Annotated in this window: 26 protein-coding genes and 2 tRNA genes; 18 read left to right on the top strand and 10 right to left on the bottom strand. The window is 37.9% G+C overall.

What is annotated here, in order from left to right:
- Positions 1-58 precede the first annotated feature (58 nt).
- Positions 59-478: a hypothetical protein gene (locus tag ABMA78_RS06960; protein ID WP_392858377.1), complete on the top strand. Its 420-nt coding sequence runs from the start codon at positions 59-61 to the stop codon at positions 476-478.
- Positions 479-649: 171 nt separating this feature from the next.
- On the opposite strand, the gene ABMA78_RS06955 is transcribed toward ABMA78_RS06960, so the two are convergent.
- A complete protein-coding gene (locus ABMA78_RS06955) occupies positions 650-2,449 on the bottom strand; it encodes a hypothetical protein (RefSeq protein WP_392858376.1) in 1,800 nt (599 codons plus the stop codon).
- Positions 2,450-2,602: 153 nt separating this feature from the next.
- Between ABMA78_RS06955 and ABMA78_RS06950 the strand changes: the two genes are divergently transcribed.
- Entirely contained in the window at positions 2,603-3,148 is a 546-nt protein-coding gene (locus ABMA78_RS06950) for a hypothetical protein (protein WP_392858374.1), read from the top strand.
- A 56-nt stretch (positions 3,149-3,204) separates the two neighbouring features.
- Here ABMA78_RS06950 and ABMA78_RS06945 read toward each other — a convergent pair whose 3' ends face one another.
- Both ABMA78_RS06945 and murJ read right to left on the bottom strand, forming a co-directional pair.
- Positions 3,205-3,645, bottom strand: a complete 441-nt coding sequence (locus tag ABMA78_RS06945) for a DUF507 family protein (RefSeq protein ID WP_021268496.1) — start codon at positions 3,643-3,645, stop codon at positions 3,205-3,207.
- An 80-nt stretch (positions 3,646-3,725) separates the two neighbouring features.
- Positions 3,726-5,387: a murein biosynthesis integral membrane protein MurJ gene (murJ, locus tag ABMA78_RS06940; protein WP_392858371.1), complete on the bottom strand. Its 1,662-nt coding sequence runs from the start codon at positions 5,385-5,387 to the stop codon at positions 3,726-3,728.
- On the opposite strand from murJ, the gene ABMA78_RS06935 reads away from it, so the two are divergent.
- The 3 genes from ABMA78_RS06935 (at position 5,386) to feoB (ending at position 8,231) form a co-directional block, all read left to right on the top strand.
- Positions 5,386-5,931: a dCMP deaminase family protein gene (locus ABMA78_RS06935; protein WP_052607433.1), complete on the top strand. Its 546-nt coding sequence runs from the start codon at positions 5,386-5,388 to the stop codon at positions 5,929-5,931. The two genes, murJ and ABMA78_RS06935, sit on opposite strands and share 2 nt — an antisense overlap.
- A 96-nt stretch (positions 5,932-6,027) precedes the next feature.
- Positions 6,028-6,258, top strand: coding sequence for a ferrous iron transport protein A (locus ABMA78_RS06930; RefSeq protein ID WP_392858368.1), 231 nt, complete (start codon positions 6,028-6,030; stop codon positions 6,256-6,258).
- Positions 6,258-8,231 carry a ferrous iron transport protein B gene (gene feoB / locus ABMA78_RS06925; protein ID WP_392858365.1) on the top strand — a complete coding sequence of 658 codons (1,974 nt, stop codon included), beginning with the start codon at positions 6,258-6,260 and terminating at the stop codon, positions 8,229-8,231. Before ABMA78_RS06930 ends, feoB begins: the two co-directional genes overlap by 1 nt.
- Here the strand turns inward: feoB and ABMA78_RS06920 are convergent.
- From ABMA78_RS06920 to ABMA78_RS06910, 3 genes are all read right to left on the bottom strand, one after another.
- Positions 8,228-9,328: a hypothetical protein gene (locus ABMA78_RS06920; RefSeq protein ID WP_392858364.1), complete on the bottom strand. Its 1,101-nt coding sequence runs from the start codon at positions 9,326-9,328 to the stop codon at positions 8,228-8,230. The genes feoB and ABMA78_RS06920 overlap by 4 nt on opposite strands.
- A 104-nt stretch (positions 9,329-9,432) precedes the next feature.
- Positions 9,433-9,930 (bottom strand): macro domain-containing protein, encoded by a 498-nt coding sequence (locus tag ABMA78_RS06915; protein WP_392858362.1) that lies wholly within the window; start codon positions 9,928-9,930, stop codon positions 9,433-9,435.
- 24 nt (positions 9,931-9,954) lie between these two features.
- Complete coding sequence (locus ABMA78_RS06910) at positions 9,955-10,677, bottom strand: transglycosylase SLT domain-containing protein (RefSeq protein ID WP_392858360.1); 723 nt, start codon at positions 10,675-10,677, stop codon at positions 9,955-9,957.
- A 130-nt stretch (positions 10,678-10,807) separates the two neighbouring features.
- Between ABMA78_RS06910 and ABMA78_RS06905 the strand changes: the two genes are divergently transcribed.
- Together ABMA78_RS06905 and ABMA78_RS06900 are read left to right on the top strand one after the other, a co-directional pair.
- Complete coding sequence (locus ABMA78_RS06905; protein WP_392858358.1) at positions 10,808-11,755, top strand: hydroxyacid dehydrogenase; 948 nt, start codon at positions 10,808-10,810, stop codon at positions 11,753-11,755.
- A 2-nt stretch (positions 11,756-11,757) separates the two neighbouring features.
- Positions 11,758-13,026: an adenylosuccinate synthase gene (locus tag ABMA78_RS06900; RefSeq protein WP_392858355.1), complete on the top strand. Its 1,269-nt coding sequence runs from the start codon at positions 11,758-11,760 to the stop codon at positions 13,024-13,026.
- Between the two features lie 461 nt (positions 13,027-13,487).
- On the opposite strand, the gene mtaB is transcribed toward ABMA78_RS06900, so the two are convergent.
- The gene (mtaB, locus tag ABMA78_RS06895) at positions 13,488-14,810 is read right to left on the bottom strand and encodes a tRNA (N(6)-L-threonylcarbamoyladenosine(37)-C(2))-methylthiotransferase MtaB (protein ID WP_392858352.1); all 1,323 of its coding nucleotides are present in this window, start codon (positions 14,808-14,810) and stop codon (positions 13,488-13,490) included.
- Between the two features lie 201 nt (positions 14,811-15,011).
- Between mtaB and ABMA78_RS06890 the strand changes: the two genes are divergently transcribed.
- From ABMA78_RS06890 to ABMA78_RS06855, 8 genes are all read left to right on the top strand, one after another.
- Positions 15,012-15,088, top strand: a tRNA-Lys gene (locus ABMA78_RS06890).
- A gap of 42 nt (positions 15,089-15,130) precedes the next feature.
- A tRNA-Glu gene (locus tag ABMA78_RS06885) sits at positions 15,131-15,208 on the top strand.
- A gap of 195 nt (positions 15,209-15,403) precedes the next feature.
- Positions 15,404-16,132 (top strand): DUF4097 domain-containing protein, encoded by a 729-nt coding sequence (locus ABMA78_RS06880; RefSeq protein ID WP_392858349.1) that lies wholly within the window; start codon positions 15,404-15,406, stop codon positions 16,130-16,132.
- A gap of 226 nt (positions 16,133-16,358) precedes the next feature.
- Complete coding sequence (locus tag ABMA78_RS06875) at positions 16,359-16,700, top strand: adenosine deaminase (protein WP_392858347.1); 342 nt, start codon at positions 16,359-16,361, stop codon at positions 16,698-16,700.
- Complete coding sequence (locus ABMA78_RS06870; RefSeq protein ID WP_392858345.1) at positions 16,672-18,456, top strand: DUF4105 domain-containing protein; 1,785 nt, start codon at positions 16,672-16,674, stop codon at positions 18,454-18,456. The genes ABMA78_RS06875 and ABMA78_RS06870 overlap by 29 nt, the downstream gene beginning before the upstream one ends.
- Before the next feature lie 88 nt (positions 18,457-18,544).
- Complete coding sequence (locus ABMA78_RS06865) at positions 18,545-19,075, top strand: hypothetical protein (protein ID WP_392858342.1); 531 nt, start codon at positions 18,545-18,547, stop codon at positions 19,073-19,075.
- 13 nt (positions 19,076-19,088) lie between these two features.
- Positions 19,089-19,985 (top strand): hypothetical protein, encoded by an 897-nt coding sequence (locus ABMA78_RS06860; RefSeq protein WP_392858340.1) that lies wholly within the window; start codon positions 19,089-19,091, stop codon positions 19,983-19,985.
- A gap of 201 nt (positions 19,986-20,186) precedes the next feature.
- Positions 20,187-21,626, top strand: a complete 1,440-nt coding sequence (locus ABMA78_RS06855; protein WP_392858337.1) for a hypothetical protein — start codon at positions 20,187-20,189, stop codon at positions 21,624-21,626.
- An 11-nt stretch (positions 21,627-21,637) separates the two neighbouring features.
- On the opposite strand, the gene ABMA78_RS06850 is transcribed toward ABMA78_RS06855, so the two are convergent.
- Positions 21,638-22,459, bottom strand: coding sequence for an SDR family NAD(P)-dependent oxidoreductase (locus ABMA78_RS06850; RefSeq protein WP_392858335.1), 822 nt, complete (start codon positions 22,457-22,459; stop codon positions 21,638-21,640).
- Positions 22,460-22,631: 172 nt separating this feature from the next.
- On the opposite strand from ABMA78_RS06850, the gene ABMA78_RS06845 reads away from it, so the two are divergent.
- Positions 22,632-23,471, top strand: a complete 840-nt coding sequence (locus ABMA78_RS06845; protein ID WP_392858332.1) for a lipid A-modifier LpxR family protein — start codon at positions 22,632-22,634, stop codon at positions 23,469-23,471.
- Here ABMA78_RS06845 and ABMA78_RS06840 read toward each other — a convergent pair.
- Positions 23,457-24,002, bottom strand: coding sequence for a GNAT family N-acetyltransferase (locus tag ABMA78_RS06840; RefSeq protein WP_392858330.1), 546 nt, complete (start codon positions 24,000-24,002; stop codon positions 23,457-23,459). The two genes, ABMA78_RS06845 and ABMA78_RS06840, sit on opposite strands and share 15 nt — an antisense overlap.
- A gap of 179 nt (positions 24,003-24,181) precedes the next feature.
- On the opposite strand from ABMA78_RS06840, the gene ABMA78_RS06835 reads away from it, so the two are divergent.
- Complete coding sequence (locus ABMA78_RS06835; RefSeq protein WP_392858327.1) at positions 24,182-24,406, top strand: hypothetical protein; 225 nt, start codon at positions 24,182-24,184, stop codon at positions 24,404-24,406.
- Positions 24,407-24,483: 77 nt separating this feature from the next.
- Positions 24,484-24,906 carry a MarR family winged helix-turn-helix transcriptional regulator gene (locus ABMA78_RS06830; RefSeq protein WP_392858325.1) on the top strand — a complete coding sequence of 141 codons (423 nt, stop codon included), beginning with the start codon at positions 24,484-24,486 and terminating at the stop codon, positions 24,904-24,906.
- On the opposite strand, the gene ABMA78_RS06825 is transcribed toward ABMA78_RS06830, so the two are convergent.
- Entirely contained in the window at positions 24,903-25,772 is an 870-nt protein-coding gene (locus ABMA78_RS06825; protein ID WP_392858322.1) for a radical SAM/SPASM domain-containing protein, read from the bottom strand. The genes ABMA78_RS06830 and ABMA78_RS06825 overlap by 4 nt on opposite strands.
- Between the last annotated feature and the right edge of the window lie 55 nt (positions 25,773-25,827).

Below are 25,827 nucleotides of genomic sequence, written 5' to 3'. Positions count from 1 at the left end.
TTTACTTTAATCCTATTCGCCATTAAATTGACCTAATTAAGTAAAAGGAAGAGAGAATATGTCAAAACTAGGTGTTGGTAAGGAAATTGTAACATATTGTAGCAAATGTAAGTTAGATCTTGCTCATTTAATTGTAGCAATGAAGGATGCAGATACTCCATATAAAGTTCTGTGTAATACTTGTAAAGCAACTCATGCTTACAAGCCAAAGAAAGTAGTATCTCCAAGTGCTACTCGTCGAAAAGCTCCGGCAAAGAAGAGAGTTTCAACTGAAGAAAAAATCATTAATGTTTGGGAAAATGCACTTGAAAAATTAGAAGGTGAACCTATTACATATAGCATTCGCCACAAGTTTGAAGTTGGCGATATACTAGCTCACCCAACTTTTGGGCCAGGGCTTGTTGAGAAGAGTCTCGATGCTAATAAGATCGAAGTACTTTTCAGAGGCTCAATCAAAATTCTTATGCATAACAAATAATAAAAGAGGCTGATAGCCTCTTTTTTTATTTGTGCGCCCCTATTCGGTGCACATAATATTCGAGAGAGAAACCTTTAGGTTTCTCGGTTCGCCACTGGCGCTATTTTTTTTATAAAAAAAGCCTCCCATCCGGGAGGCTTTCTTATATCTCTCTTCTCTCAATTCAATCGATTAATTAGCACCCCAGTTAAACCCGGCACCACCATTTACACCAATACTAAATTGGCCATTAAGACCACCACCGGCCATTGATCCATAGTTAGTCCCTGAATTATAGTAACCGTTATAAGAGTTAGCATAAATATTTTGTTGAGCATTGTATAAGTTCTGATACAGTGCTTGGTTAGCATATGCTACGTTTCCTTGGTTCTGGTAATTACCTTGAGCAACAGCTTGTCCTTGAAGCCCATTGATGTAGCTTTGAAATTGTTGTGCTTGATAACCATTATTATAGTTTCCATTTGCACCCCAGTTTCCATTGGCACCCCAACCACCGTTAGCATTACCATTTAGGCCCCAACCGTTTCCACCGTTGACTCCCCAACCAGCGTTTCCGTTAACACCCCAACCATTATTAGCGCCAGATCCCCAACCTCCGTTGACTCCCCAACCGCCATTAATATTTCCGTTTCCACCAGGAAATGTATTTCCACAAGCACATGGTGCTGAGATACACATACAAGCAGGGTTTCCACCACCGTTGCCCCAGTTACCGTTTCCACCGCCGTTGATTCCCCAACCGCCAGAGATAATTCCACCGTTTCCAGGGCCTGGATATGTTGGATAAACTCCACCATTACCCCAGTTACCATTTCCACCGCCGTTAACTCCCCAACCGAGATTGAAACCTGCATTGATACCTGTTCCAGGATACATTCCCCAGCCAGATCCAGGGTACATTCCCCAACCTGCGCCAGTGTTCATCCCAGGGTATGCGCCAGTGTTACCAATATTAAGTCCAAAATTTAAACCAGTATTCATTCCGAAACCGTTCCCCATTCCGAAACCATTACCCATTCCGAAACCATTACCCATTCCCATGCCAAAGTTAGCACCAAAGCCTGTTCCAAAACCAGTTCCGTAAGGGTATCCACCCATTCCCATGCCCATTCCAAAGCCTGAGTTCATACCGAAACCTGGGTACATTCCACCGTAGATATTTCCAGGGTACATTCCAGGGTGTCCGCCCATTCCCATGCCACCATTGATATTTACACCAAAGCCAGCATTACCACCTGTTAAAAGTCCAGCAAGTGCCGAACCAGCAAGAGAACCTAGTGGGTTCATATAAACATTAGCTTGGTAATTTCCACCAAAGCCATTGCCCATGCCCATGCCCATTCCGTTACCCATGCCATTACCCATTCCCATGCCCCATCCGGCATTCCCATAGATATTGCCACCAAAGTTTGGTCCACCCATTCCACCAAGGAATCCGCCAGTGTAACCTTGACCTAGCCAACCGTTACCTACACCACCGAAAGTTCCACCAGTAAGACCAAGTCCTCCAGCGTACATACCGTAGCCATAACCGTTACAAGAATTAAGCATTGATGTTTGTTCTTTTGGAAGAACAGGGTTTGCACCTCTTTCAAGGTTATAATCTAAATAGCCATCGATTTGGCCATGACATGATTTAATTCCATTTTCATAAGCATTTGCCCATGACTCTTGAGAATCAGCTTGGTGTTTAGTGGCGAAAAAAACACTCCCCATTGCTGCAAGTGAAGGAATTGCAACTTTTGCAACTTCGGCCCACTCATTTCTTTCAGGAAGTTTAGGTAAACAATCGACACAGAAGTCATTACTTCCAGAGCTTCCACGAGATGCTCTTGTTACACATGCTTGAGCGTCATCTTCATAGCCATTGTCTCTTAAGTAGATACAATCACTGATGTCGATCTCAGCATATGTATTCAGCATCATCATCGCCAATAAGATGCTTTTTGTGCCAATAAGTCTTAACTTCATAGTTTTCTCCATAAAAACTTTAACAATCCTCAACTACTTAACGACACTTTATGAATGAAACTTGAGTAAACTATCGACTTTTTCTATAAAGTACTGATTTAACTGATTAATATTACGTTTACGAAGCCTAAATTTAGCGATAAATTGCGAATTATGAGTAATATTTTTTGGTGGATTCTCCTCATTTGCGTATTAATTTTTGCTACTTATGCGGCATTTGTTATTAAAGGTGAAAAAAAAGTCGCCTTAAAGAATGCTGTAAGCTTCCCCTTCCATGGACTTGAAATTCCAATCCCACCTTGGTGGACCCTCACAAGCGACAGTAGTGAATTAAAAGTATTTGAAAGAACTGACACACGTTATGAATGGCAGTCTCGCTTTAGCTTTACTGATAAAAACTATGTTGATTTGCAAGCGGCCTTTGAAGAGCTGGCAATAAATAATGAACTTGTCTTTGATAAAGATACGTCAATTATTCATGGGCCAAAATCTTTTGAAAAATTATATGAACAAGGTATCGAAACTCTTCGCGTGGAAGGAACGGCCACAAAAAGTCATGAGATTCGTGTCTACTACGATGCTGCCCTATTAAAAACTGAAGATGGAATTGTCATTTTAGAAAGTGAAAGTTCTGTCTTAAATGGTTTGCTTGAAGGACCGTTCTTTGAACAATCTCTACACAACATTAAAAAACTTTAAAAGTATCGACGTACCAAATAGAAGAAATAAAAAAAGCTCCTTTCGGAGCTTTTTTATTAACGTGTCTTAAATGTTCTAATATTTTGTACTAGGAAGTTGTGAATTTCTTCGTCAGTTCCGAAGACATCATCGATGAATTCACAATCAATTAAGAATGCAGTCATGCGGTTTGCAATATTGTGTAGTGATTCTACTAAGTATAGACCACCAATATTTTCACCACTGAATGACTTAATAATTTCTTTACGAGCATGGTTGAACATTTCAGACTCAGTTACGTCCTCAGGCATATTATCTACACCCATTTTCTCTTCAACTTCTTCGATTGCTTGATCGCGAATATCTTCATCAGTTGCAAGTGATACACCAAATTCAGTCGCCATTGATTCGATAAGTTTTTCACGATTTGCAATATCGAATTCAATAACACCCTTTTCCTTAAGTGTATTAATTGTATGACTCGCTAAATTTTCGAGTGTTTCAAAATTTGTTCTCATTTACTGCTCCAAATGTGTAATCTCTTTAAGTTTAACGACTTGCCACTCATGAAGCAAGAAAATTTATGATTACTTCCATTCTAATTTCGACGGATTATCTTATTTAAGAAGCGCTGAATTAAAACATAATCACCCAAGACACTTAGCGCAATAACATAGGCAAAAGCGCCTGCGCACGCTGCAACAACGAAGGCCGCAAGATTATCAAGAGTTGAAAAGATATTGTTTGGGAAGTATCCACGTACATACTGTGTAGCATAAAAAGCTAATAGTGAGCTCAAACCAATTTTAAAAAATCTTAGAGGAAAGAAGAATTTCAGTTTCAAGTCCAACAATTTGAATAATAGAATCGACTGAACAAGGATGATAAAAATCATCGAAATCGAAGTTCCCATCGCAAGAATTTTAAATCCATAAGTATCAACAAGTGAGAAACAGAAGATAATATTAATCCCAACAGCGATCGAAGAAATGATCACAGGAATTTTTGGCTTATCTAATGTGTAAAAGCTTGGAGAAAAGACTTTATAAAGTCCATAGAATGGTAGCCCAAATAAGTAAGCATAGAGTGCTTCCGTTACCATCTTCGTATCATCAAGGCCAAATGCTCCTCGTTGAAAAGAAATAGCGACACAGTCTTGAGCTAGAGCAAACATTAATGCCATTGCAGGCATGAGAACAAAAAGACTCGTTATATAACTTGTTTGAAGTGCACCCTTCGCTTCTTCTTCTTTACCTCCCCTCCAAAGTTCAGAGAAGTAAACAAGGTTTGAGTTTCCAATTGAAACGCCAAGAATGCCGACAGGAAATTGAAAGAGCCTAAATGCATATTGAAGCCAAGAAACGGCACCGACAACTGTTCCCGTTGCTAAGAAAGTTGAGACTAAGAGATTAATTTGTGTGGCCGCAACACCAATTGTACCAATACTCATGCGTTTTAAAATTTCTTTTACATCACTTGAGAAAAGCTCAATCCCATCTAGCTTTACAAGGCCCTTTGAAAAGAGCATTGGCACTTGAATAAGCATTTGCAAGAGACCACCAATGAGAACACCTACACCAAGAGATACAATTGGGTGAAGGTTTCGTGCCTCTAAGAACTTAGGCAGCGTTATCATTGAGACGATCATGATAATATTGAATACCGCCGGGGCCATCGCTGGCGCAAAGAACATCTTATAAGTGTTAAGAACCCCCATAAATAATGCGGCCACTGAAACAAATGCTAAAAATGGCGACATCATTCTTGTCAAAAGCACAGACATTTCCAAGCGATTTACATCTGAAGTAAAAAGCTCATTTGTTAAAATCTGAATAATTTGTGGGGCGAAGATAAAAATCAATAAACAAACAATTGAAGTGATAGCAAGTAAGACAATGGCCATGGACCAAAGAAGCTTACGAGCATGTTCATCACCATCCTTCTTGGCCGAAGTAAAAATTGGAACGAATGCAGATGAGAATGATCCCTCTGCAAATAAGTCACGCAACATATTTGGTATACGAAATGCAATTTGATAGGCATCAGTAAGTCCTGAGGCACCAAAAAGTTTGGCCATTAAAATTTCTCTAGCAAAACCCAGAACACGACTTGATAGTGTCGCGATGGCCATCTTAATAGAGGATAGTAAAAAATTCTTCCTGTGTTCTCTTGTCATTCCAATATTTTGCACCACCCTATCTGACTTAACAAGCTTCCAGTAGTTGCCAAGTGAAGGATTATTAACTAATCTTGCTGCCATGAGAACAGAGCTTGAAAAGTCGATTAATCACATTCAAACAAAGAGTGCCGTAAACTGGGATGAGTACTTTATGCTTCAGGCCATTATGGCCAGCTTCAAAAGTAAGGACCCGGCCACAAAGGTAGGATGTGTATTTGTCGATGAGAACAACCACCAAATAACTTTTGGTTACAATGGCTTTGTTGCGGGAATTGATGAAACTAAACTTCCTTGGGGAAAAGAGAGGACTCTCCCTCTTGAGCAGCAGAAATATGGATACGTTGTTCACGCCGAGGCCAATGCAATTCTTCACTCTAATCACAAGCTCTCTGGAGCAACATGCTATGTGACTCTCTTTCCTTGTCACGAGTGTGCCAAGCTTCTAGCTTCTTCAAAGATCAAAGAAATCGTATACTTACAAGACAAGCACGCGGGTACTGAGTCAAATCGCATCTCTCGTCGTATCTTTGACTTAACAGGGGTTAAGTATCGTCAGCTTTCACTTGGTGAGCACGTACTTGATTCTCTCATTGCACACTTTACGGACGCCTTCTATCGCGAGTAACCCACCGTGTAAACATGGTTCATATCAGTAAAGAGTTCCTAGACAAGTTTGACTAATAAAACTATAGTAAGCCCATTGAGACGTATGGAGTAAAATATGGTTTTATCGAAGGTTAAAAAAGGCGTAAATGTTAAGATCCTCTCATTTGATAAGGGGCTTAAGCATAAGACAATCATGACAGGACTTGGGATTCTTCCAGGTGATGCAATTCAAGTTATCGCTCCTTCATTCCTAGGCTCCCCTCTTACTCTTAGATTAACAGATGGTGAAACAGTTGCCCTTCGTCTAAGCGAAGCAAGTCTCATCAATGTTGAGGAATTACATTAATGAGAAAAATTTTACTTATTGGCCCTGCAAACTCAGGGAAGTCGGCGATCTTCAATCTTCTATCAGGAGCAAATCGCAAGGTTGCAAATTACAACGGTATTACTGTTGATACGGCCACAGCAGGTCTTATTTCAAATGCCCGTCATGAAGAAAAATTAGCAGTTGTGGACCTTCCGGGAATCTACTCACTAGTTCCTTCTTCTATTGATGAAGCTGTAACAGTTTCCACTTTAATTGGAAGAAATAATCAAGTAACAGAATTCCACGAAATCGTTTGTGTTGTTGACTGTGCTCGTCTGGACTCTTCTCTTTCACTTGCTCTTGCTGTAAAGAAGCTCTTTGGTGGAAAGATTAAAATCATCTTCAACAAGTACGACCTTGATGTAACAAAGAATTATGACTTTGATAAAATTGGTGAACATATTGGTGTTCCTTATATCAAATTCTCGACAATGAGAGACAGTGGAGCAACTCTTGAGAACTTCTTAAGAGAGAATGCTTCAGACGAAATTCTTTTACCATCAGGAAAGATTAAACTTTCAAATGAATCAACGGAATACAATCCATTTAATGTAAGCTTTGAGGAAGATCAATTTGTTGAACTTCAAAATGAAGTTTCTGCGCTTTCTCAAATTGAAAAATACCAAAGAGAAGCAAGAGATCTAAAAGCATCATATGCTATTGGTAAAAATAAGAGTTTAATTCAACTCTCAAATAAAATTGACCAATTCGTTCTTCATCCATTCTTAGGTGGAGTTATCTTTCTGGCAATTTTCTACTTAATCTTCCACTCAATTTATACATGGGCAGGTCCTGCCATGGATCTAATTGATGGCGGAGTTGGTGCATTCGGAGAATACGTTGCAACACTACTTCCAGAAGGTATGTTAAATAGCTTTATCGTTGATGGAATTATTGCAGGTGTTGGTGGAGTTGTTATCTTCCTTCCACAAATTATGATTCTCTTCTTCTTACTTAGTCTTCTTGAACAAAGTGGATATATCTCACGTGCCTCAATTATCACAGACCGCGCGATGTCTTACTTTGGACTTAATGGAAAGGCCTTCCTTCCATACCTTTCAGGCTTTGCTTGTTCTGTTCCAGCAATTATGGCAACGAGAACTATTTCAGATAAGAAAGAAAGACTTGCAACATTAATGACGATTCCACTCATCACTTGTTCTGCAAGACTACCAGTCTACATTCTTCTAATTGGGACATTTGTTCCAGAAAAGACTGTTTTTGGAATCTTTAACTCTCAAGCACTTGCCTTTTTCTTCCTTTATTTCCTAGGAAGTATTGTGGCCCTAATTATTGCAAAGATCTTTAGATTAACTCTTTATAAAGGTAGTACGACTTCATTCATTATTGAGTTACCTCTTTATCAAATGCCAACTTTAAAACCTGCTTTTAAGTCAATGTTTTTCAAAGGAAGAGTATTTCTTAAAAAGGCCGGGACGATCATCCTAGGTCTTTCAATGGTAATCTGGTTTCTTTCAACTTTTCCAAAACCAGCACAAGAGATGCTTGTTGGAAAAACAGAAGCTGAAGCTGCTTCGATCTCTCTTGAGCATTCAACAATTGGCCAATTTGGAAAGCTAATTGAGCCAGTTATCAAGCCACTTGGATACAATTGGAAAATGGGAGTTGGGATCACTGTTGCAATGGGTGCCCGTGAACTCTTCGTTTCAACTCTAGGAACTATCTATGCCCTTGGTGATGTGGATGAGGAGTCAACAACTCTAAGAGAAAGACTAAGAGCTGAAATTGATCCAGAAACAAATGAGCCAGTATTTAATACGGCCGTTGCTTGGTCACTTCTAATCTTCTTTGCCTTTGCTATGCAATGTATCTCAACACTTGGGATTGTTCGCAGAGAAACAGATGGATGGGGACATGTCTTCCTAATGTTTGGATATATGACAATTCTCGCCTATGGTGGAGCATTTGTTACTTACCACCTACTCATTTAATTACAATTTTTATCTTTAGATACTATCGATAACCTCACGGCATCACTTAGAAGTAAGCCGATGTCGCGAGGGTCTCTTTCAAAAATCACTGTCACAACTTCATTTTCTTTAAACTCATGTTTTCCTAAACCTACCCAACCACTCTTGGCCTCGGGCATATTATAACTAACAAAAGTCGTAAAGATTTCCACATCTTCTTGAAAGATACTCACTTTAACATTTGATAGAGCACCAACAACAGTTGGACGATATATTTGTAAGCAGTAATCGGACCTCTTTGGCATGAAGTTATAAGTTGAATAGGCATATTCATCTTCACTCATGCGCACACTATTGCCTTGTGCTCCTTTAAGTTTACTATCCACCCAGTCACCATATTCGCGATAACCATCTGTTCCTTTAAAAGTTTTCTGATTAATGGCCTTCGCCACAATCGTTGCACTCTCATCAAGCTCCTTATAAATCATTCCTTGGCAATCCTCGTAATCACCTAGCTTCTTAAAGATGACCTCATCAGCTCTTAAAAGCAGCGGGTCTTCTGCGCCCTTTGAAATAATCACACGACTCTCCTGTCCTGAGGTAAAAGAGAATTCCCCTAAAGGATAGAGACCTTTTTCATTACTTGGAAGTCTTAGACTGAAGTTGGCCAGACCAATTTCTTCAACACCATCAAAAATATCAACGATTGCATTGTCCGTTGCATTCATTGATGGCACTCGGTAGTACCAAATACAATAAGTCGAATCACCCAAAAGATCAGTCGTGTAGATGGCCCTTGCACTTGAATCATTGGTGTAGCGGCTGATGCTTCCCTGATAACCTTTCAAGTTATCCTGAAACCAATTACCTTCTTGTATAAAACCAACGCTATCATCGAGGGAGTTTGGCCTAGAGATATCAAAGAAGTTCCCAATAACGACTTCTTCTTCGCCTTCAATAAAGGTGCTGGCCGGAACCCTTGAGTTGACGCTTAGTGATTGATCTACAATCATCTCACTTCTTATTTTTCTAAGATTGTGCCCCCTTCCAAGACAGGCCACGAGAATAATGATGGCCAATAAGGGGAATAAAATAGTGAACACTCTTCGTTTCTTCATGACTGTGCCTCTGATATGTATCTTATCAGTCGTTCACAGAAATTCTAAAATGAAGAAGGGTAAATTAACTCAAGTATTATTAAGAGATCACTCTTTTATAGAGGCTACAGAATTGTTTTGTAGATCTCATAGCTTTCATCATCAAAGCAACAGAAGATCACATCATCAAATTCTTCAATAGCATCAAAGCTCTTTACTGCTGAAGTTGCAGTAATGGCCGCTTCAATTTTTGGATAGCCAAAAATTCCAGTTGAGATACATGGGAATGCAATTGACTTACATTCATTCTCAAGGGCCAGAGAGAGTGCGTAGATATAGCATTTTTCAAGTAAGTCCGCTTCACCATTTGCTCCACCTTCCCACTTTGGTCCAACAGCATGAATGATAAATTCCGCAGGAATATTAAAGGCACGAGTCAATCTTGCTTCCCCAACTGGACAACCACCTGCTTCAGCAAGTTCCTTGGCTAGTTCTTCACCACAGGCAGCATGGATGGCACCATCAACACCCCCTCCAGCTTTAAGTTCACTATTAGCTGCATTCACAATGGCATCAACATCAAGAGTTGTAATATCGGCTTTAATTACTTGAATATTTTTCATAAGGAATTTCTAGCACGAATCAGTTTAGATTTCATCGTAAAACTTTAAGATTGTGCGTGCATACCAATATTTTCTCTCTCCAGGCTCACCATTGTAGTCAACGAGTGCCTCATAATAGTTGGCCATGAGATCATCTTGGTAGTTCTTTGCCAGATAGACCTTTAAGAGGATAGCACCATACACAAGGGACAGGTCGAGATCATCTAAGAACAGCAACTTTTGCTGCGCCCAGCTCCTCTCTCGCAGCCACAAATGACTCCACTCAGGCATGCCATCTAGTAAAATATTATTTAGATAGAGTGTATTTTGTAAACTTGCATAACTTGGGCCACGTTGACCTAATTGATCAGATACTTCCTGGGCACCAATTGATGTGAATTGAGTTAAGCCTACTGCACCAGTTGGAGAGACCGCCTCACGCATGAAATTTGACTCCATTCGAATCAAGGCAAGAAATAGCTTCGCATCAACCCTAAATTGATCAGCAACTTCAATAACTCGCTCAGTAATCAGTGTGGCCTCGGCCGCTGTAACGGCCGGATTCTGCTCTAAAATATAAGATAGGAAATCCCTTTTCGAGTACTCTTGAGTAATTTGATAATCCCTAATCATATCATCATGACTGACAAAGTATCCCTCAGGAATATAGGAAGCAAGAGAAGCTGATAGAAACAGTTGGCCGAATATAAGTACACCTAATAACTTCTTTAAAATTCTCATATTTTTCATACTTTTACTTTTTTGCATCATGATAATTATGGTTAACGAAAAACTAAATAGCAACTTACAAAAAGTTTCTAATATTAGGGTTACATGTAGCAAGTTGCGTTCTATAATCGCAATACAAGAAAAACTTAAAAAATCCATGGAGGCCTGAGTGAAACCATTTATCGTCGTTTGTGATGGAATGGATGCAGAAGTTTTTGCATCTCTACAAGCTATCAACGAATTAGAAGTTCACCCAAAAGCAAAATTAACTCAAGACGAGATTAAAGAATTACTACCAAAAGCAAATGCTCTTGTTATTAGATCATCAACGACAATTGGGGAAGAGTATCTTGAACTTGCTCCAAATCTTAAATATGTAATCCGCGCAGGTGCCGGAACAGATAATATTGACAAAGTTAAATGTGGCGAGCGTGGAGTAAAGGTTTCAAATACTCCAGGTGCCAATAATAACTCAGCAGCAGAACACGCTATCGCTCTTATGATGACAGTTCTAAGACATACTGCTGCTGCCGACGCAACAATGAAAAATGGCGGATGGGATAAATCAAAGTACACAGGAAATGAACTAGCTAATAAAAAAGTTGGTATCGTTGGTTTTGGTCAAATTGGAAAGATCGTTGCAAAACGTCTTCAAGGATTTGATCCACAAGTTAAATTCTTTGATCCATTTTGTGAATCAAGTGAACTTGATTATGTTTCTAAAGCAAATACTGTCGAAGAAATTTTTGAAACTTGTGACATCATCACACTTCATACTCCACTAATGGATGCAACGAAAGGAATGGTGAACAAGGACCTATTTAATAAAATGCAACCTCATGCAATTCTTGTAAACGCTTCTCGCGGTGGAATTGTTAACGAGGAAGACTTAGCTGTTGCTCTTATGGAAAGAAAATTTAAAGCAGCAGGCTTTGATGTTTTCGCAACTGAGCCATTAGAAGAAGACTCACCTCTTCGCAAGATTTCTAATCTTGTTCTTACACCACACCTAGGAGCTTCTACAGATGAAGCTCAACTAAGAGTTGGAGAGATGGCCGTAAATCAACTGAAAGAATTCTTTTTAAACGATAATTTACTACATGAGGTTAAAGCTTAATTATGAAATCACTTGCGATTATTGGCTCTCAATGGGGAGATGAAGGTAAAGGAAAAATTACAGACCTACTTGGTTTAAAATGCGATGTTGTTGTTCGCTACCAAGGAGGAAACAACGCTGGTCACACGATTATCGTTGGAACAAAGAAAGTTGTTCTCCACTTAATTCCTTCAGGTATTTTACATGATCACTGTGTCTCAGTTATTGGTCACGGTGTTGTTCTTGATCCAGAAGCATTCTCTAAAGAATTAGAAAATGTAAAAAACTCTGGGTTATCAGTTTCCCCTGAAAAGCTAAGAATATCTTCAAACACTTCTGTTATCACTTACTATAACCGTCTACTAGATGGTCAACGTGAAGCGAAGGGACCTGTTAAGATTGGGACAACAGGAAAAGGAATTGGCCCAGCTTATGAAGATAAGATTTCTCGCAAGGGAATTAAAGTAAAAGATCTATTTAACAAAGAGATCCTAACTGAAAAATTAAAAGCAAATCTTTTAGAGAAAGAAACTCTTTTTAAAAATCTCTATGAGTGCGAATACCCAAGTGTTGAAGAAGAAGTTGAAAGACTGATGACACTTGCAAAAGAAATTGAACCATTTGTTTGCGATACATTTAGTTTCCTCGATGAAGCCAAACGCGCAGGAAAGAAGATCCTTTTTGAAGGAGCTCAAGGTGTGCTTCTTGATATCGACTTTGGTTCATACCCATTCGTAACATCTTCATCAACTGCATATGCAGGTATCTACTCGGGAGCAGGTCTTCCAGGTGGAACAGTTGAAGAAGTCTTAGGAATCACAAAAGCCTACACAACAAGAGTTGGAGAAGGGCCATTCCCTACTGAACTTTTTGATCAAATGGGTGAAGATATTCAAACAAAGGGTGGTGAGTTCGGTGCAACGACAGGACGTAAGAGAAGATGTGGATGGCTAGACCTTCCTCTTCTAAAATACTCTGTTAAGTGCTCAAACCTTACTTCTATCGCTTTAACTAAACTTGATGTTTTATCTGAGATGGGGCCTCTTAAAGTTTGTACAGGATATGAGTACGAAGGTCGTACGATTGATTGTGCTTATCCAGGAATTGATTTGGCCAAAGTTAAACCAATTCTAAAAGAAGTAGCAGGCTTTAACGATGACTTCAAAGGTGAACTATCACAAGAAGTTAAAGACTATATCGCTCTTATCGAAGAAGCGATTCAAATCCCAGTTGGGATCATTGCTTTCGGACCTGAAAGATCTGAAATTAAATTCCTTAAAGAATATTTCTAAGTATAAAGAACTTCGGCCCTGAGTTACCTCAGGGCCTATATCCATCTTGTGTCGGTTTTTTTTGAGATGGCCGTCGCAGAAAACCATCATTGAGGCGAGTGCCTAATTCAAAGCTACTCATAGATTGTGTGTGGTATATGCTCTATCGCATCTTTATAAGCGCGATGGATTTTTAATTTATAAAGCCCTTGTGCCACCGCGGGAGAGAGAGAGATGTACGCAGTAGCACAAAGATTTTTTATCAGTAAGACACTTCTTCAGATTCAGAGAGGGACTTGAGAAATTAAAATCGGCAAGTGGAGTTTTTAAAAGCAGAACAAAAAATTCTAAGGCTTGCCAACCTTGTTTCCTACTGACAAGACTAGAATATAAAACTTGGCCTACCTGAGTGTTCAAGTTGTGTTAGGAAAACGTTTTTAATTGTTAATTAATTGTCAAAAAGACCGTGAGCGCCGCAGCAACTAGCATAGCTCAGCAAAAACCTTGTTGTCTTTAAACTCAATTAAGCGAACCTGATGGATTTGATTCTTTAAATCACCATCATGTGCAACTTTAACGCGAATAAAGTTCGAAGTGTAACCTTCCCATAGGCCTTGCTTGTCTTTCCTTTCAAAAAGGACCTGAGAAGTTTCTCCAACGTAATCTTCAGAGAACATATTAAGCTTAGCATCTCCAAGCATCATCAGAGTTTTCACACGACTCTTCTTAACTGGGTGCTGAATATGATCTTCCATGCGTGCTGCAACCGTATTTTTTCTTTTAGAATATGGAAACACGTGAAAGTGAGTGATTGGTAATTCTTTTAATAGATTAAAAGTGTCTTGGAATTGTTCATCGGTTTCTCCAGGGAAACCACAAATAACATCCGCACCAATTCCCGCATTTGGAAAGCGCGTGATAATTTTATTAATGATTGTCTTGTATTCTTCAACAGTATACTTACGTTTCATACCCGCAAGAATTTCATCGTTTCCACTTTGCATTGGTACGTGGAAGTGATCAAGAAACTTAGGATTAGCTTGCATATAATCAAGAAGCTCATCTGTAATTGTATTAGGCTCAACACTACCTAGACGAATTCTCTCTAGGCCCTCAAGAGCATTTAGCTCTTTTAAAAGATCTAAAAGTTTTTCACCTGAAGTCGTTTCGTACTCACCAATATTTACACCAGTAAGAACAATTTCTTTAAAACCTTGAGCAACAACTACCCTTGCCTCTTCTATTGCTTGAGCAATTGAAACTGCTTTAGAGCGTCCACGTGCAAAAGGAATAATACAAAAAGAACAAACGTAATTACATCCGTCTTGAATCTTTAAGAAAGCTCTTGTGTGCCCCTCTTCCTTAGAAGTAGCAGCACCAAAGAAGTCCTTCGACTTATCAATATGGATTGTATCTGTTTCATCTTCATTTAAGTAATCAAAGACTTTATATTTTTCACTTGTTCCTAAAACAAGATCAACACCTGTCATCTTAGCAATCTTTGGTGCATCCATTTGAGCATAACAACCAGCTACAACAATCTTTCCATCTGGAGAAGAACGGTGTGCCTTACGAATAAGATTACGACAAGTCGAATCTGCACTATCCGTTACAGTACAAGTGTTAATAAAAGTAACATCAGCTTGCTCACCAAATTCAACAACCTTATACCCACGCTCAACAAAGCCTTGAGATATTGTTCCCGTCTCAGAAAAATTTAAACGACACCCCAAAGTATGAAATGCTACTTTTTTTCCGTCCAAGTCTTCTACATTATTTTTTATTGAATCCACTTCTGTTGTCACTGAAGCCTACCTCTTAAAACACTAGTAATAATGGGCTAAATTAGCTCACAAGGCCTTTAATGACAAGGTGGGCGATAAAAAATACTAAGGGTAAATAAAATTAACTTCTTAAAAAAATTACACTTTTTTTTTATTTTTTTTAAATTCCCTGTTGACTTCTGAACCAAGATTACTTATATTCAATCTCACCAAAACACAGATGGTCTCTTAGCTCAGTTGGTTAGAGCATCTCCCTTTTAAGGAGAGGGTCCTGCGTTCGAGTCGCAGAGAGATCACCATTTTAATGTTTTTTGGTTTCCAAATCCGGGAAATAAGTTAGCGCTCCCATCGTCTAGCCCGGTCTAGGACACCGCCTTTTCACGGCGGTAACAGGGGTTCGAATCCCCTTGGGAGTACCAGTTTTATAAAGAAGCCAGACCTAGTCTGGCTTTTTTATTTTCTAGACCTTAGTTTTCGTTAAATTAAAAATTTCATAGCTCATTAACGAGAATGGAATATCTACAGACTCTAAAATAAATATTTTCTAATTAGCTCAAAAAATTATAGTTAACTATCGTATTGAAATTTCACTTTAAGTAAAAAAGGAATAGTTTATGAAATATTTTATTGCTGGCGCCTCCCTATTATTCACATCAATGCTTTTTGCAGAAGAGAAGAGCTTTGAAATCTCAAAAGGTTTACTTGCTCTTGAAAACTCTAGTGGGAATGTTTCAATTACAGGTACAGAAAGTAGCTTAATGAAGATCTCTTACACAAAAAAGAGCTGGGACGAAGGCTGCAACTTAAATATTGAACAAAGTGATAATGTTGTAAGTGTAAAGGTTCAAAAGACTAAGAAAAAAAGCTCTGGCTGGTTTTCTGTTGGGCCACAGTGTGAAGTAAACTTTAATATTACAATGCCAAAACAAGTGAGGCTATTATCGAAACTAGGCTCTGGAGATACGTCAGTTACAGGCCTTAATGCCAACAGTGATCTTAGCTCAGGTAGCGGACAAATTAACATTACAAACTCAGCAATGGACTCATTAAAAGCATTCCTTGGAAGTGGAGATATAAATGCTAAAGGTCAATTTAAAGAGGTAGGCCTTGAATCAGGAAGTGGTAATATTAAGCTTATCAATCCACAGATCAAAACACTGAAGGCCAATATTAGTTCAGGTAGTGGTGACATTACAGTGATTGTCCCAAAAGGCATGAAAGTGAATTCAAAGCTAGAATCGGCCAGCGGAAAACTTACAAATAAGGCCGGAAGTAGTGACGACTCAAAAATTTCCATTAAAGCAAGTACTGGAAGTGGTGACGTTACTATCGAAAACATATAAGAAACTCAGTTTAGAAAGCGCCATGATAAAAAGTGGCGTTTTTTTATTTTTTATTTTTAAATTTGAAGATAATAAATGAAATATAGGCGCTTAATCTGCTGTAATCACGAAGCATATCTCATACTAGTACCCCACACCGGAAGATTCTAACCCCTTAAAATTACTGGACTCTTAAGACGTCGCAAATATAATTTAGGTTAATTAAGAACATAATGAGGGAGGATGAATGAAATTTATCTTAATCGCACTTCTATTCACTAGTTGTGCAACGATTTTAAATGATCAAACACAAAAGGTTAATGTTACGACATCACACAACAAGAAAGAAAAAATCAATATTCAAGGACGTACTTATATTGTTCCTGGAATCGTTGAATTAAAGAGACAAAAGGATGATGTAATTATCCAATCTGAAAATGAGAAATGTACACAGTACCTAGCAAAGAGTACTGTTGACCCAAAATTCTTTATTAATATTCTAACTGGTGGAACATTTGGTTCTTCAACAGATTACGGTTCAGAAAAGATGTGGCAATTTGATGAGCCAATTCAAATTAACTGCATGTAGTATTCAGCAATCTATTTCTAAGTTAATAAAGGCCCCTTTGCTAGGGGCCCTCTTTTTCATTATTCAAAATGTAAATGCACAAAGTATTGCACAAGATCCACACTGGGTTAACCTACTCTACTTAACAAACGGCAAGCAGGTTATCGAAGATAAAAATTTTTATCTATCTTCACATAGTCCTACTCCAGAAAGCGAGCTTCATTTATTACAAAAAGAATTGGACTCCAATTTAGAAGTCATTAAGTGTCGCTTTCCAGCAAGGGCCTACTGGTTGAGTAAAAAGCTTAATCGTGAAGCTCTTAGCTTCTCTTCTTGTAAAGGTCTCAATGAGTTTTTAACAAAAGCACCACTAGAAGAGATAAGCTTGGTATTTGCCTCTGAAAATGTATCGAATCCATCAAGCATGATGGGTCATACTTATCTCGAGTTTGGTGGGAATGGTAAAAGGCACGCACTCACTTTCTATACAGAACTCGAAGGAATTAACCTTCCTAAAGTTATGTTTGAAAGCATTGTGACAGGTAAAGAGGGCTTCTACGCTCTCTCTCCAGCAAGTCATCTAGAGAAAGGTTACCTTAAAGAAGAAGGTCGAAATATATGGAAATATCACCTCGATCTTACTAATGAGCAAAAAAAGTTACTCCACCTACACCTATATGAATTAAGAAGAATTAAACTAGATTATTACTTTCATACATTTAACTGTGCCACACTAATGAACTATATTATTGCAACAGTTTGGCCAAGTATAAATGATCATAAAGCTAATTGGATGACTCCATTAGACTTAGTTCGTGCAACTCATAAAAGTGGATTAATAAACGACACAAAAGCGATTCTGGCAGATAAGTGGCTAGTCAAGGCCATTTATGAAAACCTTGAAATTGATCCACTAAGCATTAATGAAATAAAGCAGAAAGGAATTGCTTCTATTGAGGAGCTCCCGCAGCTGGAGCTGGCCCAAGCATATAATCGATATCAATACTTTGAAGAAAGTAAAAACTATAAAGAGTTCTCTCTCTTAAGCGATAAAATTGATAGAACTCTTGAGCAAAGTTTTCCAAATGGTACCCTTGATTTTAGTCAGTATAAGAATCCTGCGAATGCTCCGTCGAATTCACAAGTCTACTTATCACAGCAATATTTTAGAAATGATAAAGAGGAACAAAGAAGTATCCTAGGCCTTCTGCCAGCTTCTCACCTTCTTAGCGATGACAATAGAATGTATATAAACGAAAGTGAATTAAGAGTTGCAAATGTTGAGCTATCATACTCTAAGTCAAAACTAAGACTTAATAAGCTACTTCTAATTGGTGCAAAGATTTTTCAAATATCAGACCCATTAACGGGTGGTATTTCGGGGGGCTTTCAAATTGGTTATACGGACTATATCAATCGCCATCTAAAGTTTGAAAATGACTTTAAAATCGGTGCCGATATTGGAAAAACATTTCGCCTACACCGCGATATTGATTTTTACTTAATTCAGCAAAACTCATTATATACATCAACAGACTTCTATATAGCAGGGCTCTCTACAGGTATAATTCTTCGTTCATATGAGAGTTTAAAATTTCACCTTAGGTATTCCTTAAGCTTTTATGTACCTAATCAGTATGAGTACCTCGAAGAAGCAGTCCTTGATACCTCATATCGTATTAACAAGAACTTAGGCTTTATCTTTAGTCTAAACGCATCTGAAAATTCTACGAGAAGTATTCAATCAATCAAGCTAGACTTGAATTACTACCTTTAATACGTGATATGCACCTTCATTTTTACACACTTCGTTTACAACTATTGTAAACAAAATATATTCTTGCAAAAAAATATAAGGGATATTTATGCGAGAAATAAAAGCTCTGCTTTTAATAACTGTTATCAGTTTTTTTGTAGCTAGTTGCTCTAATTCAGAAGATAAGCCAAAAGAGAACACCAATCAGTCCTTAGTTAAAGCTCAGGAAGAAACTGAACTTATCGAATCATGGCGTAGAGTTTTAATCGACTTGAGTGATTCATATTATGAATACTATAAGCTCATTAGTACTCCTATTGACGATAGTATTATTAATATTGATTCTGATGATTTTGATGCTGTTGAATCATTAGTTATTTTAAATGATCTAAGTGGAGATATTATCTACGCAGAGAGCGAGCTTACTTTTTATATTCTTCGTAGCTATGAATTACTCGTTATAAATATCGAAAACAGTGATTCAGAAGGGTCAAAAGTAGCTGCACAACTTCTTGAAGACTTTAATTCTGAAAGTGGTTTTCCTGATAATATTGAAGATATTAAAGAGATGGTCAAACAAAGACATCATGAAATAGAAAAACAAAGAACGAGAGCTATTGAAAAGAATATCTCTAAATAGTTACTGAGGAATTATGAAAAAACTTATTTTAATTTTACCAGTTATCTTAATTGCGATTTATTACTTAGTCATAAATCCTAAACAAGCACAAGATGACACTTTAGCGACAACAACAAATGAAGTATCAAAAGAAGTACAACAGGCATCGACAGAATCATCTTCGACTCCCCTAGTGGAAAATAATATATTAAAGAAAACAGTTGATACACCGGAAGTACTAAGTGAAAAGAAAGTGCTTATAAAAAAACTTTTGAAAGAAATATCAAAAGCTAAACTTAATCAAACATTTGAAAATGCATTTAAGAATAAAAAGTTTAATGAGCAGGCTCCTGAGAAAAAAGAGAAGCTACTAGAACTTGTGAGAAATTTTCCATTTCAAGAAAAACTTGAGAAGTCATACGAGAACTTAAGTCTTGATGAGCTTCAAGCAATCGCAGAAATTCAAGATAGTGAGACTTCTAAAAAGCTGCAAGAAAATGCACAGCAAACTCAGGATAAAATAGTCGACCACATTACCAATGGGAAAGATTACGAGCTTACAGAAGACAAAAAAGAGTTAGTGAATGGCATTATTGATGAAGCCTCTCTTCTAGAGCAATCAACTGCCTCATCTAAGAGTTTAATCCAGGCCATGATGATTCATACTGAGCAGGAAAAGAATCCTACGATGAATATAAATGAGGTCGTTGCCAATGCTCAAAAGCAAACAGATGCGATCTTGGCCGCACAGGGAAAGAATATAAAGATGGCACTCGATATGTCATACGAAAGCCTTTCAAAAGAAGAGCTTGAAGCTCACCTTCATATGCTCCAAAAAGTCGATGCAAAGAAAGCCTACCAAGCGGCCCTTAAGGCCAGCAACTCCGTTTACAAGGAGTTTATGATTGAATTCTTAAAAGTTATGAAATAAACCAAGGCCGCTTCTTTAAGCGGCTTTTTTCTTCCCTTCAAAGTCACTAAATTCACGTAAATTCTATAACTTACTAAAATTACGTTAACTAATACTGGACTAAATATGTACTTTTTTCAAATATAATGTATTGTATAATGATTATACTTTTAAGAGGTTATAACTACTAGTCAGTTAATTATGTTTGGACAGGACAAGATTTTGGTTAATGATTATTACCATTTAGATCAGAAATATAAAGAATTCTTCGAGATGCACTTTCTCGCAGTTCTCCTAATGTCTGTTCTGTATGTCGTCTTCTATTTTTACAATATTGAACCACACCTATTAACGACGTTCAATTATATGATCGCCTTCGATTCCATTATGGCAGTCGTCTTTTACAAGAAGCTTTTTAAGAATAACCTTACGTTTGTCATCTTTTTCTCAGTTGTTGTCGAAAGTCTAATTTGGTCGATCTACCCACGCCTAGCAGACTATACTGCTACAAGCTCCCTATGCTACATTGGTGGAATCATTGTCCTCGCTTTCCATCTTCAGCATACAAATATCAAGTACTGTCTCCTACATTTTATAATTATAGCTACAAATAACTACTTTCTTGCGGATCAAAATCTCGTTCTCGTAACGTTTCTTCATATTTTCATTACGACAGTTAGCTCAATTCAGTCGATTACCTTTAAGGAGAATGCTAATCAAATTTGGCATAAGAAGGAACTTCATAAAAATATTTTAAACTTAAAGAGTTATTTTACTCACAATTTATTAAACCCTATCAACAATATGCTTGCGATGATCTCTTCTGGTCTAGATGATAAAGAAAGAATCAAAAACAGCTTAAGGTCCAACAGTAGTCGTATGGAGGACTTTTTAAAGAAAGAGTTTGATGATGTTGATCACTTACTCGACCATCAAGTTGATATCTTTAATGTACCAATTTTTAATAATTTCAAAAGGTCTTCAATCATCGTCATCCTATCGATGAGCGTCTTCTATACTTTCTTTGCAATTGATTTATTTAGGCCAATTTCAAATATTTCTTATACTGGCCTGGCAATTGTTTTGAATTTCTTACTCTTTGCTTTTCATTTGTATAGAACGACAAATCACTTTTCGATTCAAAAGATCAGCTATATTTACCTTTTTAATGCTCAACTACTATTTACTCTAAAATTCTACTTGAGCTCAAACTCACCGATTGCGCTTCCGCTACTTTTAAGTAGTTACTTATTTACGATTGTCTTGGCCGCCAACACCAGAGTTAAATATATCTATAGTCTCACACTGACAGCATGCCTACTGTCGCTAGTCGTTAATGATGTTGTCGATAGTATTATGTTTATCGCTTTTATTGTTTATTTCTCAAAAGTTGTAATCGGCTTCTTCCATAAACAAGAGTCAATTTATAAAAGTATTAAGGAACTTGTTAAGCAAGAAACTTCAATGATGTTCTCTCAAGAGATTGAACTAAGACTCCTTCCTCTTTTTCAAAAGCTTCAAGATAGTATCGACCACTATTTGTATAATGAAGAGCTTGAAAGCGATACTGAAGAAGTCATCGAAAGTGCCCATAACTTCACAGAAGTTGTCCACTTATTAAATAATGATGATCATCTTAAAAGAACACAGGAAAGCCTGTAATCAATGTGGAATTAGCTTCTTTGAGAAAGGGAGATTGCTTCTTGTATTTCACTTCCCTTAAATCCACGACGTTCTATGTAGCGCCTAAAGAAGCCACTGGCCTTCGCAACTAGAGTCTTGCGTTTTGGAATGACGACAAGTTCCGCTCTCTCTTCAATACCACTTATGATATCAGAGACAACCTCCTCAATAGTAATCATCTTCCAAGGTCCTTCTTTATTACCGCCCCATAGTTTGTTTCCTACTGGATCACTTGTCACTCCATCCATTAATGGCGATGGAAAAAAAGTTGGGTGATAACTTCCAACATCAATTCCCAGATGCTTCACTTCCATTCTAACGCTGTTACAAACGGCATGAAGCCCTGCTTTACTAGCGGCGTATGATGCCTGAAGTGGACAATGGACAAATGAGGCCATGGAACATATTGCGGCCATATAGCCAGAACTTTCAGAAATATAAGGAAGGGCAGCTTTAAAAGTTCGCCAAGGCCCATTGAGATTGATATCGATTACCTGTAAAAAATCTTTTTCACTTGAAGAAATCATTGGGGCCATTTTTGTAATACCCGCATTTGCAATGATGATATCGATTTTTCCAAAATGATCATTGGCCTTTGCCATAGCGGCCTCAATTGAATCCAGGCTTGTCACATCAACTTCAAGCGCTAGGCCACTTAACTCTCTTGCCTGTAGCTTTAGCTTTTCAGAATCGATATCCATTAGGGCCAACAAAGCACCCTTCTTTGCTAACTCTAAACTTAGAGCTTGGCCAAGGCCTCCTGTGGAGCCCGTAATGGCAATAACTTTATTCTTTAGGCAAATTCTATTCATAGTGGACTGCTTATAACACCGAAGTGGCGAGCAATGAGATTTATTGTAAACAATACAAGACATTCTTAAATTAGTCCCTATAACATACTAAAATTACAGAGCTTCATTTTTCTAAACAAGCAAAGTTGGCCATCTATAAGATGTGAGATATTGAAAGTGATACAATTGTTTAATGAAGTTGCTCTTCATCTTATCCCTATTCACCTTGGCCATCTCTACTTTCGCGCAAAGTAAGCCCAATAATGAGTTTTCAATCAAGATTGATAACGATGCTGCTTTTGAGACGGATAAATACTACTCAAATGGCCTAGAACTCATGTATCAAAGGAGATTATACTCCCAAGGATCTTTAACGAAACTGCGTCTAGGTGTTGCCCATAAGATCTACACCCCAGAGGCAACTTTGAGTACGACAGTCGTTGATGGAGACCATCCATATACAGGACTACTCTACGGAATATTAGGGTTCTCCCACGTTAACAGTAACTATTACTTCCGTGCTGATCTTTGGACAGGACAACAAGGACCGAACGCAAAGGCAGGAATCTTACAAAACCTCTTTCATAAAATGCTGCCTTCTTCCCAAGTGAATGGTTGGCAGAATCAAACGAGTAATCAGTACTTCTACAATGGTGAACTTAAATTAATAAAGATAAATCGTGGCCCAATTTTCGAGCTATCTCCATGGCTACAAGGACACTATGGCGGTCTCAAACGTGATATTGAAATTGGCCTAAAACTTGGGATGAGGCTTGGCTTCTTAGAATTCTTTGCCAATGGCTCAGCTGTTGCAAATTATTTTGATGCTGTCCTTCAGGGCTCAAAGAAAGTCGATTCAGTCTATGTTATTGCAGATGAAGACATGGAAGATATTTACTACAAAGCAGATGCGGGATTTAACTTCTTCTTTAGTGTTATGAGAATCACGCTAAAGGCCAATTGGCATGGACCTCAGTTTAAAGGAGCCTCTGACCATACATATGCGACCCTTGAGACATCATTTTACTTCTGATCTTAAAATTGAATAGTACTTCATATCCCAATGCTGACCACGATGATAGATTTCATTGCGAAGAAGTCCCTCATACCTAAAACCTAGCTTTTGCATGACCCTTTCACTTTGTATATTCTCGGCCTTACAACGACACTGAATTCGTTCAATATCAAAATTCTCAAAGCAATAATTAACAACTTCCTGGGCAGCTTCAACAACAATCCCCTTCCCCCAAAAGTCATCATTAAGTACATAGGCAAGCTCCATGCACTTATTCTTTGTTGAAACCCAAAAACAACCAACACAACCAATTAGCTTATCATCACCTTTAAGGGTAATTGCAAATGGCTCAGGAACCTGTTGTTCGTAGTTTGAAAAAGCATACTTCTCAATAAAGTCGACACTATCTTCCACCGTCTCATGAGGCTCCCAAAGGGTATACTTGGAGATATGTGGCTTCTTTCCATATTCAAATACCGCATCCTTGTCACTAAGCCTTACTTCTCTTAGAACAAGTCTTTTTGTTTCAATTTTTGGTGGTTGCCACATAATTCTTCCTTCTTTATCCGAGCTTAACTGACAGATTTTATTATAACGACAAAAGTTTTACACAAAAAGTGTATTTTTTTATTGTACGGAATTTTGGAAAGGAATAATATATAACCAAGTTATATAACTAGGATATATAATTACATTATATATTTAACATAAACCAATGAGGATTAATTATGAAAAAGTTATTACTTCTAGTTCTACTATCATCGGCTTTCGTTTCTTACGCTAATGAAGACTGGTCGGATTCAGTTGCTACAGATGAATCAGCAGTAGTTGAAGAGTCTGCTCCAGCAGCTGATTGTACAGTAACTGGTGATTGTGTTGAAACAACAGAAGCTTCAGATACATCTCTAGATGCTGAACTTTCAGACGATTCTGATCTGGAAGTTGAGCAATAATTAAAAACCCTTCCGCAGCAGCTCTCCAGCTGCTGCATTAATTTACGATCGGTGTCTCCTTGGTTTATACTAAAGACGTGAAAGACCTAGAATTTTCAAGAATACTTTTAGATGTAATGCCAATCATTATCCGCTCAATTCGTAGTGAGCTCAGACAAGCGGCATCCCCTCATATCTCCTACCCTCAATTTAGGGCGCTCTCTAATATTGGAAGAGGATTAAATACTGTTGGGGAATTGGCCGATCACCACGGAATTAGCCAGCCGGCCATGACTAAAACAATTAATATTTTGGTAGATGAAGACCTTGTGACTAAGAATAAATCGAGTGAAGATGCGAGATTGACGATCTTAACTCTAAGTACAAAAGGTCAAAAGCTATACAATGATGTGTGGAGCGAAGTTCAAGAAAAGATTTCACTTAAGCTAAAAGACTTTCCAATCAAAAATCGCAAGATGATGGTTGCAAATCTTCAAAAGCTAAAGAGTATTATTGATTAATTTTTTTGAAAACGATTGATATACGTACAGTGCTGACAAAATTTCTCTACACGAATATTATTATCGAAGCCCTGTCTCATTGCGACTGCTCGAGGTGAGCTAAGAATGCTTTTTAAACTCTCATCTAAAACATTACCTAGTGGTATCTGGCTCTCTTTATCAAGACAGCAAGGAACGACTGTTCCATCTGCATGAATCCCAATATGAGTCTTTAAAGCGTGGCACTTCCCTACTTCACCTTGATGAGGTAAATCCCAAGATGGCCAATCGAAATGAGAGTCAAAATGAAGATATACCTTATTCCAGATCCTCTTACTCTTTATCGATTCAACCTGCGTACGTCGATTAATTTCAATATCGTAGAAGCGCTCAAGAGTCTGAAAAACCTCTTCATTTTCTTTCATGATTTGTTCACTTCGCCCAAGATTCCATAAACGATAATTCACATACGTTTCAGGAGAGGCTTCATGAAGTTCTCTAGAAAAGTCTAAGATTGGTCTTAGGTATGTATTGAAGTCTCGATTAGGAAAGTTATCTTTATAACTTTGGATAGAGAAATTGATTTGTCTTAAGACTTTGCTCTTTAAAAGAACATCCTTACGTCCTGCAATGACAACTCCATTAGTTGTAATCTGCACAGGAACACCATTGTCTTCACAGATCTCCATGATCTTTGTAAAGTTCGGATGGGCCAAGGGCTCACCCATTAAGTGAAGACATACTTGTTTAGCCAGGGGCTTGGCCTGAACGAGAATTTTTTCAAAGTCCTCTGGCCCCATAACCTTTTTATCGCGCTCAACAACAGGACAGAACGTACACTGTAAGTTGCAAATATTTGAAATTTCGATAAAGATTCTGTCTAGCATGAGACTTTCTAACACGCTTCATCAAGATTTGTCAGGTTTTTTTGACGAAGAAGAA

The sequence above is a fragment of the Halobacteriovorax sp. RZ-2 genome, assembly GCF_043196685.1.
GTDB lineage: Bacteria > Bdellovibrionota > Bacteriovoracia > Bacteriovoracales > Bacteriovoracaceae > Halobacteriovorax_A.
This window is presented reverse-complemented; position numbering and strand designations above follow the sequence as displayed.

Coding starts and splice junctions, on each gene's coding strand:
- ABMA78_RS06850 (WP_392858335.1), bottom strand. CDS start 22,459: ATGAATAGAATTTGCCTAAAGAATAAAGTTATTGCCATTACGGGCTCC.
- ABMA78_RS06950 (WP_392858374.1), top strand. CDS start 2,603: ATGAGTAATATTTTTTGGTGGATTCTCCTCATTTGCGTATTAATTTTT.
- ABMA78_RS06845 (WP_392858332.1), top strand. CDS start 22,632: ATGAAGTTGCTCTTCATCTTATCCCTATTCACCTTGGCCATCTCTACT.
- ABMA78_RS06920 (WP_392858364.1), bottom strand. CDS start 9,328: ATGAAGAAACGAAGAGTGTTCACTATTTTATTCCCCTTATTGGCCATC.
- ABMA78_RS06960 (WP_392858377.1), top strand. CDS start 59: ATGTCAAAACTAGGTGTTGGTAAGGAAATTGTAACATATTGTAGCAAA.
- ABMA78_RS06955 (WP_392858376.1), bottom strand. CDS start 2,449: ATGAAGTTAAGACTTATTGGCACAAAAAGCATCTTATTGGCGATGATG.
- ABMA78_RS06910 (WP_392858360.1), bottom strand. CDS start 10,677: ATGCAAAAAAGTAAAAGTATGAAAAATATGAGAATTTTAAAGAAGTTA.
- ABMA78_RS06935 (WP_052607433.1), top strand. CDS start 5,386: ATGAGAACAGAGCTTGAAAAGTCGATTAATCACATTCAAACAAAGAGT.
- murJ (WP_392858371.1), bottom strand. CDS start 5,387: ATGGCAGCAAGATTAGTTAATAATCCTTCACTTGGCAACTACTGGAAG.
- ABMA78_RS06900 (WP_392858355.1), top strand. CDS start 11,758: ATGAAATCACTTGCGATTATTGGCTCTCAATGGGGAGATGAAGGTAAA.
- ABMA78_RS06870 (WP_392858345.1), top strand. CDS start 16,672: ATGAGCCAATTCAAATTAACTGCATGTAGTATTCAGCAATCTATTTCT.
- feoB (WP_392858365.1), top strand. CDS start 6,258: ATGAGAAAAATTTTACTTATTGGCCCTGCAAACTCAGGGAAGTCGGCG.
- ABMA78_RS06825 (WP_392858322.1), bottom strand. CDS start 25,772: ATGCTAGACAGAATCTTTATCGAAATTTCAAATATTTGCAACTTACAG.
- ABMA78_RS06860 (WP_392858340.1), top strand. CDS start 19,089: ATGAAAAAACTTATTTTAATTTTACCAGTTATCTTAATTGCGATTTAT.
- ABMA78_RS06835 (WP_392858327.1), top strand. CDS start 24,182: ATGAAAAAGTTATTACTTCTAGTTCTACTATCATCGGCTTTCGTTTCT.
- ABMA78_RS06865 (WP_392858342.1), top strand. CDS start 18,545: ATGCGAGAAATAAAAGCTCTGCTTTTAATAACTGTTATCAGTTTTTTT.
- ABMA78_RS06945 (WP_021268496.1), bottom strand. CDS start 3,645: ATGAGAACAAATTTTGAAACACTCGAAAATTTAGCGAGTCATACAATT.
- ABMA78_RS06915 (WP_392858362.1), bottom strand. CDS start 9,930: ATGAAAAATATTCAAGTAATTAAAGCCGATATTACAACTCTTGATGTT.
- ABMA78_RS06875 (WP_392858347.1), top strand. CDS start 16,359: ATGAAATTTATCTTAATCGCACTTCTATTCACTAGTTGTGCAACGATT.
- ABMA78_RS06880 (WP_392858349.1), top strand. CDS start 15,404: ATGAAATATTTTATTGCTGGCGCCTCCCTATTATTCACATCAATGCTT.
- ABMA78_RS06840 (WP_392858330.1), bottom strand. CDS start 24,002: ATGTGGCAACCACCAAAAATTGAAACAAAAAGACTTGTTCTAAGAGAA.
- ABMA78_RS06930 (WP_392858368.1), top strand. CDS start 6,028: ATGGTTTTATCGAAGGTTAAAAAAGGCGTAAATGTTAAGATCCTCTCA.